At 44.4% G+C, this 8,929-nt stretch carries 10 protein-coding genes; 3 read left to right on the top strand and 7 right to left on the bottom strand.

Annotated features, from left to right (window positions below; all coding sequences use genetic code 11):
- On the top strand, nt 1-967 hold a 967-nt coding region (locus QUA45_RS26340; protein WP_333222708.1), incomplete at its 5' end, for an Rpn family recombination-promoting nuclease/putative transposase.
- Between the two features lie 174 nt (nt 968-1,141).
- On the opposite strand, the gene QUA45_RS26335 is transcribed toward QUA45_RS26340, so the two are convergent.
- The 6 genes from QUA45_RS26335 to QUA45_RS26310 all read right to left on the bottom strand — a co-directional run bounded on the left by QUA45_RS26335 (nt 1,142) and on the right by QUA45_RS26310 (nt 6,173).
- Entirely contained in the window at nt 1,142-1,429 is a 288-nt protein-coding gene (locus QUA45_RS26335; protein ID WP_332952483.1) for an NfeD family protein, read from the bottom strand.
- A gap of 119 nt (nt 1,430-1,548) precedes the next feature.
- Nucleotides 1,549-1,836, bottom strand: a complete 288-nt coding sequence (locus QUA45_RS26330; RefSeq protein WP_333101688.1) for an NfeD family protein — start codon at nt 1,834-1,836, stop codon at nt 1,549-1,551.
- Between the two features lie 909 nt (nt 1,837-2,745).
- Nucleotides 2,746-3,222 (bottom strand): GNAT family N-acetyltransferase, encoded by a 477-nt coding sequence (locus tag QUA45_RS26325; protein WP_333098022.1) that lies wholly within the window; start codon nt 3,220-3,222, stop codon nt 2,746-2,748.
- On the bottom strand, nt 3,222-3,851 hold the full coding sequence (locus QUA45_RS26320) for a restriction endonuclease subunit R (protein WP_333098020.1): 630 nt from the start codon (nt 3,849-3,851) through the stop codon (nt 3,222-3,224). The genes QUA45_RS26325 and QUA45_RS26320 overlap by 1 nt, the downstream gene beginning before the upstream one ends.
- 19 nt (nt 3,852-3,870) lie before the next feature.
- A complete protein-coding gene (locus QUA45_RS26315; protein WP_333098018.1) occupies nt 3,871-4,944 on the bottom strand; it encodes a DUF1611 domain-containing protein in 1,074 nt (357 codons plus the stop codon).
- 158 nt (nt 4,945-5,102) lie between these two features.
- A complete protein-coding gene (locus QUA45_RS26310; RefSeq protein ID WP_333222706.1) occupies nt 5,103-6,173 on the bottom strand; it encodes a dipeptide epimerase in 1,071 nt (356 codons plus the stop codon).
- Between the two features lie 121 nt (nt 6,174-6,294).
- On the opposite strand from QUA45_RS26310, the gene QUA45_RS26305 reads away from it, so the two are divergent.
- Together QUA45_RS26305 and QUA45_RS26300 are read left to right on the top strand one after the other, a co-directional pair.
- Nucleotides 6,295-7,008 carry a hypothetical protein gene (locus QUA45_RS26305; protein WP_333222704.1) on the top strand — a complete coding sequence of 238 codons (714 nt, stop codon included), beginning with the start codon at nt 6,295-6,297 and terminating at the stop codon, nt 7,006-7,008.
- A gap of 48 nt (nt 7,009-7,056) precedes the next feature.
- Complete coding sequence (locus tag QUA45_RS26300) at nt 7,057-7,503, top strand: NADAR family protein (RefSeq protein WP_333222702.1); 447 nt, start codon at nt 7,057-7,059, stop codon at nt 7,501-7,503.
- Between the two features lie 453 nt (nt 7,504-7,956).
- Here the strand turns inward: QUA45_RS26300 and QUA45_RS26295 are convergent, their stop codons facing one another.
- Nucleotides 7,957-8,661: a hypothetical protein gene (locus QUA45_RS26295; protein WP_333222700.1), complete on the bottom strand. Its 705-nt coding sequence runs from the start codon at nt 8,659-8,661 to the stop codon at nt 7,957-7,959.
- Nucleotides 8,662-8,929 lie beyond the last annotated feature (268 nt).

Genomic DNA, 8,929 nt, shown 5'->3' with positions numbered 1-8,929 from the left:
AGAACCTGAAAAACCATTTTACTTAGCTGAAGTTCAGTTTCAACCCGATGCCGACTTGTACTACCGCATCTTTGGCGAACTCTTTCTCTATCTGCGACAATACAAACCAATCAATCCTTGGCGCGTGGTTGTCATCTATCCCAATCGTCGCATCGAACACGAACAGATGCTGCAATTTCAGGAACTCTTAACGAGTCAGCGCGTCCAACGGATTTACCTCGATGAATTGCCAGAAGCCGCAGATCGATCGCTGGGAGTCAAAGTTGTTAAACTGGTAATCGAGCCAGCAGAGACAGCAGCAGAACAAGCACGGCAGTCGATCGCAATGGCCCGACAACAGTTGTCCGATCCAACCGTTCTACGCGATTTAATTAACCTCATCGAAACAATTATCGTCTACAAACTCCCCCAGAAAAGCCGCGAGGAAATTGCCGCCATGTTGAATTTAAGCGAACTCAGACAAACTCGATTTTACCAGGAAGTCAAGCAAGAAGGCTTAGAAGAAGGACTCGAACAAGGTGAACGGCAGGCGAAGTTAGAAGCCATTCGTCGCACGATAGGGTTGGGGATAAATTTAGAGACGATCGCGCAATTATTAGATTTGTCTCTCGAATTTGTTCGGCAAACAATTAACAAAATCCAACGGGAATCGATGTCACTCCCCGAACAAAATATCGACTCATTTATCGAACTATTAACTCAGCAGCGATCGCTCTTCGGGTCCGAACAATTAACCGAACTAGCCCAGCTAATTGAACCCTTATCCGATGAGATCGATGTCCTTTCAGAAGCGATTTCATCCTGGGCGGAAAATTACCCTTCAATTCAGGAAGCTCAAGCCCAACTTCTCGAACCACTACCGCCCGCTAAGGCATCAGAAAAAGCAGCAGTCACCCGAGAAAATAGCGAATCTCAAGTCCGCGATCGCCTCAACAAACAAGCTCTCAAAAATGCCATTTTATTGTAGCGCGATCTGCGATATTTCTACTGGTAAATAAACAGAAGCAGATCTTGCTGTCTTGCGTCAGGTGTTGAGTGGAAGTGATCGCCCAATTGCCACTAAAAAACAGAATAGTCAGAACCCCGACTTCTGGAATAAGTCGGGGTTCTGACAGTGAAAAAGTTGAGATTACTTTCTAGTTTAGTCTGCAGGAGCGAGGGAAACTAACAGAGTGATGTTGTCAACGCCGATGACATAAACCGTGTCTCCCGGTGTGAGGGTGATTTGGCGATCGCACCGTGCGGGCCACCAGCTACCTTGGAAGCGGACGCGACCTGTTTGATTCGGGTAAATCGATTCATCCACGACTGCTTCTTCGTTGAAATAGTTAAAATTGGTGTTGATGTAGTTATCCATTAAGATATTCTTTTCTGTGCTGTAGGTGTGAGTAGAAAAAATAGAACCGAAAGCTTTTACTACGTTGAACATTTTCCTGACTCCTTTTGTGTTAATATATATCGAAGTTTAATCGCCTATTTGAAGCTATTTAAGAGGTGGCATTTCCGGGATTGAGATTTATTTGTTGCCGTTGTACTTCAATCTCTGATTTAGTCTGCAGGAGCGAGAGAAACTAACAGAGTGATGTTGTCAACGCCGATGACATAAACCGTGTCTCCCGGTGTGAGGGTGATTTGGCGATCGCACCGTGCGGGCCACCAGCTACCTTGGAAGCGGACGCGACCTGTTTGATTCGGGTAAATCGATTCATCCACGACTGCTTCTTCGTTGAAGTAGTTAAAATTGGTGTTGACGTAGTTTTTGATTAGCATATTGTTAGCTGTGCTGTATCCTTGGGTAGAGAAAATCGAGCCGAAAGCTTTTACTACGTTGAACATGATATTTACTCCTGTGGTGTTAAAATATATGGATGTGTAATTGTCTGTTTATGCTATTTGAGAGGCTGCATTTCCTCGGTTAAGATTGATTGCCTTGATATTTCATTGTTCTTGCCTTCCGTAGTTTTATCAGGATAAAAGGCAAAGAATTTTTGAAATGTTGAGGGGATTTGAGAAGCGGTTGCGGGGAGTCTAAATCCAGTAATTCCGAGGTATTGAATTAAGGATTTAGTGGTTGAGCAGTTGCTGGGATTTGCCTCAAGGGTAGATGTTATTAGCTACATTAGAGATTGGCTGATTCCGCATTACTACTGCTGTGAAGATGTTTTATTTTTGGGTTTTATGTTTTGATTGGGTTGTGACTCACTTGCTTTACACTTACTAATTTGCCAGGAGTCGAATGTCTTTGGTGCGATCGCCAGTCCACTTTCCGAGTCTGGTACTGGCACAGGACACTGAGAAACCCGCAAACAACGAGCTTTCAAAGGTTTTTGCCTCCCGATCAAGCTGCTGGCTGTGCCAATTTAGCTAAGTGGACTAGCGCGAACGGTGAATTATGAATTTACGCAGTCTCGATCGCCCAATCCGGAATATCCATAAATATCTAGTCCTAACTTACGCACCAAACCTCTAAAAACTCGGTTTCTGACACCCTGTGCGCCATTAGGGGCCCGTAAGCGGGTCTATGATATAAGGAAGTAAACTTGGCAACTCACCCACCCTCCCCATGCGATATTGAGGTGTACCTACCTATTTAGGCATAGACAATAGGCGATCGAGACTTACGCAGAGATCGGGAGGCGGTAGGAGTTTTTGATCGATGCAGGTCGATCGCACCCTGTTATCCAATTATTGAACAGGTCGAACTTAAAATCCATTCATAAATTCAGAATCTTAAATTCATAAAAGTCATAATTGTAGACAGCCTGCTTGATACTGCATAATTGTTACGGGAATTTTGAATAAAGTTTTAGCTAATTGAGACAAACCAAACTTGAATTTAAGCGACTGTGGCAATTCTTGTACGGAAACTTCTACGAAGCCAAAGCGAGTATAAAATGATGCGAGTCGCTTTCCCAAACATTCTAAATATAGCGGTTCTGTAGCTTGTTGAATTAAATATTTTGTGAGGTAGCTTCCCAAACCTCGATCGCGCCAATCTTTCGCCACTACCAAACTGCCCAATTCTTGCGCGCCCGCAAAGTTCCGCAACTGTCCGCAAGCTGCCAATTTTCCCTCGCATTCGATGACCCAGAATTGCTGCCAGCGCAACTGAGTTGGATCGAGTCGGGCGCTCCAAACTAACTTTTTAATTGATTTGATATCTTGAGCTGAGGCGGGGCGGATAGCGCATTCAGAGGGTAAGGAAAAAGAAGTTTCTGTCATTAGTTATAGTTGGTAACTACAGCAGCAATTCGTTTAAAAATGCGGAATACCTCGTAAAAGTCCTGGGCGCGATCGATTACGAACTCATAAGATAAAGCGTACTGTGGAGTGTCTTGTTTAATCAATTTAAGGAATCTGAAGTTGCTGCCATTTGTCAGCAGCCCAAAAGTTGGTCTGTCTGGATTGGGGTTACTCAGCATATAAAAGAGTAGCTGGGGAAGTCCTGCCTCAAGGGAGTATTGAGTTCGCTTGGCTTCGATTGCCACAACCCAAAAAGATTCCATTAAAAGCAGAATATCAATGCTTCCTCTGACCAGTATATCTTCATCCACTGTAACCAGTTCCACCGATTTTTCTGACTCTATGTGAAAGGGAGTCAGGTAAAAATCTGCTAAAAATAGCAAGGGAGCCAGTACCACCATTTTTACGGTATCTTCTATCATGGGGTACTCAGCACTGTTAGTATAGCCAGCTTTTACTTTGTCTAGATATCGCTTTTCTTCATCAGTAATTTCTGGTAAATCGTCAATCCACTCTGGGAAAAATTGCTCGTCTTCTGCAAGTTGCAAGTTAAATTTTGTTTTAACCTCACGTAGTGTCAGTGTTTTTGCTTGAAGTGATTGTGTCATAGTTTTCTGTAGCGATATGCTAGTTGTAATTTATTGTAGCAGATAAACTATCGATCGCCTCCAACAACAACTCCGCGCCAAACCTTACCGGATCGGTACAAGCCAATCCCGTTTCTGCTTGAACTTCAGCTATTGCTAACAGCGCATCTGCCTCATTTAAGTGATGAGTGTTGAGGGCGATCGCGCTCACTTTTCCCCTTGCAAAAGCACCCGCAGCAGCAGCTACCATTTCGTACAATTCAACCACCTTTGATAACCTGGGAATCGATACGTGCGGGTGATTGCGAATGCTAGTTTGTCCGGCTCGGTGCGCTAAAATTAAGTGAGTTGGCTGCGAACCCCGCAACAGCGGCAGCGTCGCCGTCGAACCCGGATGCAATAGCGAACCTTGCCCTTCTACGTGCAAAATATCGCATTCAGCACCCAATTTTATCGCCATTTGTTCGACAGCACCAGCGGCGAAATCAACTCGCACTGCATCCAAAGGAAGGCCTTCATTTCCGATCATTAAACCCGTTTGTCCGGTTGCTAAAAATTTGGAACGCAAACCCCGCTGCAAGCAAATGCGGTTGAGTTCCAGACTGGTTGACATTTTGCCAACACTCATATCTGTGCCGACAGTTAACACGCGGCGACAGCTTAATTTAGCGGCAGCGGCAGAGGCGATCGCACCCACAGATTTTGGTTCCTGACGCACGTCCCAAATCCATTGATTTTCGGTTAAGGGAACTGTTATCAAAGGTGCCAGTTTCGCGTGCAAACCGTTGACAACAGACAAACCTGCTGCTACCGCTTGATTAATTTCTGGTAGCCATTCCGCAGGCAAAACACCGCCGGAAGGAGCGATACCAATTAGCAGAATATCCGGTGCAAATTGCAGTGCTTCTGCAACGGAAGCAACTATCGGTACTTGTTGACGAATGCCCGTTAATTCAGGTAAAGATTGTCCTGCACATTGGCGGTCTATTACTGCTACAATTTGTGCTTCGCTGTAGCGCAAAAATGCTAAGCCTGTTTTGCCGGAAGGACCAATAATTCCCTCATGCAGTAAGATAGCAACTTTGCCATTTTTGATGGGATAGTTTTTAGTCATTGGTTCACTGTAAGTAGATGAAGCTTGAAAATACATCAGGCCTGGACGCAGTGAGTGAAACTTTAGCTTTCGCGAACCGAAAGAAAGCAATTACAAAGTTTATGATAGCTTGATATTCTGTTACATGGTAAAGTTTATTTGCGCCAACCTACTTACTTCTATTCTCCAATCTCAATTCGCCGCACTCCCAATCCCGATCGCCCGTTTGGCATCAAACACCCATTTTCTACGATCGCACCTGTGAAAGGATCGTCTAATAAATTTAAGTGACTGTCCAAATCCAAATAGTCAGCTAGCGGTGAAAGTTGTGCTGCTGCTGTATTTGCGATCGCGCTATCTGAATAGCAGCCGAACATTACTTGCAAATTGCAGGCTTTGGCTGTGTGAATCATCCGCATTGCTTCGGTCAATCCCCCTGATTTCATCATTTTGATATTGATGCCGTGGACGCAGTGGGCTAACTTGGGTATATCGGAACTATTAAAGCAACTTTCATCAGCAAAAATTGGCAGGGGCGATTGACGGTACAGTTCTGAGAATTCATCCATATCGGCGACGGGTGAAAGCGGCTGTTCGACATAATTTATCTTATATTTTTCTAGCCAGTCACACATCTCGGCAGCATCTTTTAAACTCCAACCGCCGTTAGCATCAACACTGATTTTAAGGTTAGCTGGTGCTTCGTCAAGCACTGCTATTAACATAGCTTTGTCGGCTTCGATTCCTGCGGGATTGCCTAATTTGACCTTGACGGCGCGGTATTTGATACCTGCTGGATCTTTGCCAAACCAATCGCGGACTCTTTCTCTTGCACCAGAGGGCGAATTAATGCCGATTGTGACCGAGGTGGGGACGATGCGCGATCGATCTAATCCCCACATTTTCCACAGCGGCAAGCCTGCTTTTTTACCCAGCCAGTCGTGCATTGCCGTGTCGATGCCGGCGCGGGCGGCTGACGGTAAGTTGACCTCTGTTAATACTTGTTCGATTTTTTGGCGATCGAAGGGAGTAAACTTTTCTAGCAGCGGTGCAACTTCTTGCAATGTGGCTAGCAGAATTTCGGTAGTTTGGGGCAGAGAACCTGTGGAAAAGGGCGATGCTTCTCCCCAACCTTCGATGCCTTCGTGTGCTAATTTTACCCATAAATTCGTACTTTGGGCTGTGGTACCGCGACTGATGGTAAGCGCAAACCGCTTGCGGACAGTGAAGGTTTCAATTTGAACGTGCATTGTCAGTGATCGGTGATTTTTTCTAGATAAAAATCCGAGGGGGCGGATTGCGCCGCTCTTGCGATTTTTTACTTTTTACTTTATAGTTTGATTTTGCTTGTTCTAGTTTATCAAAAACTTGATGAAATTCATTATTTCTGTTTCGCCGAAGAGAGTTGCTTTCTCTCTCAGCATTTGGGTGCTCTTTTTTGCTGTTGCTGGTTGCATCGTACAAGTTCTCCGCTACGGTTTTAACTATCAACAACGCTGGATTAGTTTGTTTAACTTAGACAGAGAAATAAATTATCCTTCCTGGTACTCGTCATTTACTTTGCTGTTTGGCGCGATTTTGCTAGGTATTATTGCTAGTGCTAAGAAGAAGCAGGGCGATCGCTATTTTGGACACTGGAAAGCGCTGGGGTTCATCTTTGTATTTTTTTCGTTAGATGAAATCTTGAGTCTGCACGAAATATTAATTATTAACGACTTGCGAAAGGCACTAGATTTAGGGGGACTTTTTTACTTCATTTGGGTAATTCCGGGGGCGATTTTTGTTGTGGTTACTGGGCTGGCTTATCTCAAGTTTCTCCGGCACCTACCCCGGAAAACAAGGGATTTATTTTTACTGGCAGGCAGTATATATGTCGGTGGAGCACTTGGCATGGAAATGGTTTGTGGCTATTATGCAGATGCGGTAGGTCAGCGAAATTTGATCTACGGTTTAATGGCTTCTGTTGAAGAAATTTTGGAAATGGTAGGGGTGATCGTATTTATCTACGCCCTGCTGTCTTACATCGGTTCCCATCTCGAAACTATTGATTTGCGGTTGAAGATAGTGGATAATCGAGAGAGGTAAAACTGACGATCGACCAACATTCTTAACGAAATTGAAATTGCCGACTTTATGCCTATCTACTTCTACACCACTGGCAGCGAATACGGCTGTTTTTCTAATTTTTCCAGTCATGGATTCGAGTTAGACGGAGAATATTGGTCAACTACTGAGCATTATTTTCAAGCACAAAAGTTTCCCAAAACGGCTCATTACGACCAAATTCGCCAAGCAAAAACGCCGAAAGATGCCGCAAAGATGGGGCGCGATCGCTCTCGTCCTCTCCGCAAAGATTGGGAACAAGTCAAAGATGATATTATGCGAAAAGCCGTACTCCGCAAATTTGAAACTCATGCCGAAATTAGAGAAATTTTACTAGCTACTGGCGATGAGGAAATAGTCGAAAATTCCCCTAGTGATTACTATTGGGGTTGCGGTAAAGATGGCAGCGGCAAAAATATGTTGGGCCAGATTTTAATGGAAGTAAGGGAAATATTCCGAAAACGCACGTTCCAGTAAAACCTAATTTAAATTGCCCATCATAAAGCAGGACTTGTTTAATAGTAAGTCCTGCAAAGCTCTAAGCGAGCATTTTCCCAATTTTATTAAACACGCTGACTCAAAAATCCGCCTGACAAACAGTCGAATTTTGTGCCAATCTCCTCAGGCTGTTCTGGTAGAGGGTTTAGCCTCTCCGAGAAGACTGCAAAGCAGGGGAAACGGTAAAAACCCTGCACCACATTTTGATTTCAACAACTACTGTCAACCCGAATTAACTTTTATCGTCACAAGTACAGCATTTGTTCGCCAGTCGCCTCCCGGACACCGTTCTCCTTAGGTTGGCGATTTACAGGTCAAACAGCAAAACTCCTGTTCTGGTTAAAGTGTGTTTTTTATTGATGCTGCATCTTTCTATTGTGTTGGATTTGGGGAAAGTGTTAGCTATTGTACAGAATTCTTTACATTTGTGATTTATTTGGATATAATCGCGCCACTCTGCCGCAGTTGCTGTTGAATTCGGTTAAATTCTTTCTGTTCTGCGCTTAGCAAAGTATTGTCGATCGGCGATCGCATATCCCACTGCAATTCGGACAATAACAACAAACAGCCGGCCATAATTATTCCTGTGGTTAGATATTGCCAAGGTGCAACAAAAGTTAATAGAGGGATGCTAAATAAATGAGTTAGTCCGATCAGGAGAAAAGTGCGCGATCGCAAACCGAGTCCCGTCAACAAATAGCCGATCGCGCTCAACCCCAACCACAAATCGCAAAGGTGCAGCAACAAACCTCCCCAACCGGCAAAAATACTGCAATCGGTCAGAACCAAACCAGTTATCATCAAAATCGCCCAACAGTAAAGAATCCAGCTAACTCGCTCGACTCTTACCCAAAACAAAGTCAAAACCGCCATCCCCGCAGTGCCAATTAGAGTCAAAGTTGACCACAGAATCGCCTGAAAGCTCCAACTGATGGGGAAAAACTGAGCCGTAAAAAAAATCCCCGCCGTCACCAAACCCCAAAGCAGAAAAGTTTGGTCGATCCGGGTATAAAATCCTGAGAAAAGAGTAATATTTCCAATTTGCCAGCGGAGTTGCAACAGGCCTTCGCGGTCTTGTACGTCGAGATGTTCCTGTTTGCAGCGGATTAGGGGTTCGGAGGCGTTGAAAAAGGTCATCCAGTGTTGGGGAAAGTATGAAGTTTTGTGTATTGTAACAAGTCTTAAGGAATATTTTTGAGATTTTTTCTTGTTCCCAGGCTCTGCCTGGGGACGCAGATTTGGAGGCTCTGCTTGCTGTTTTCCTCAGCCACCGAAGAGGCAGAAGGCTGCGTTAAGCTTTGGACTAACGCAGCCTTGAGATTTGAGTTCAAGCAAGTCTCCAATACTTATCTTTTGGAGAATAAATGAAGGCAACATTCACAAGAATTGATCTATCTTTTTTGCC

The sequence above is a fragment of the Microcoleus sp. Pol12A5 genome (assembly GCF_036701435.1).
In the GTDB taxonomy this organism is placed as follows: Bacteria; Cyanobacteriota; Cyanobacteriia; order Cyanobacteriales; family Microcoleaceae; genus Microcoleus.
This window is presented reverse-complemented; position numbering and strand designations above follow the sequence as displayed.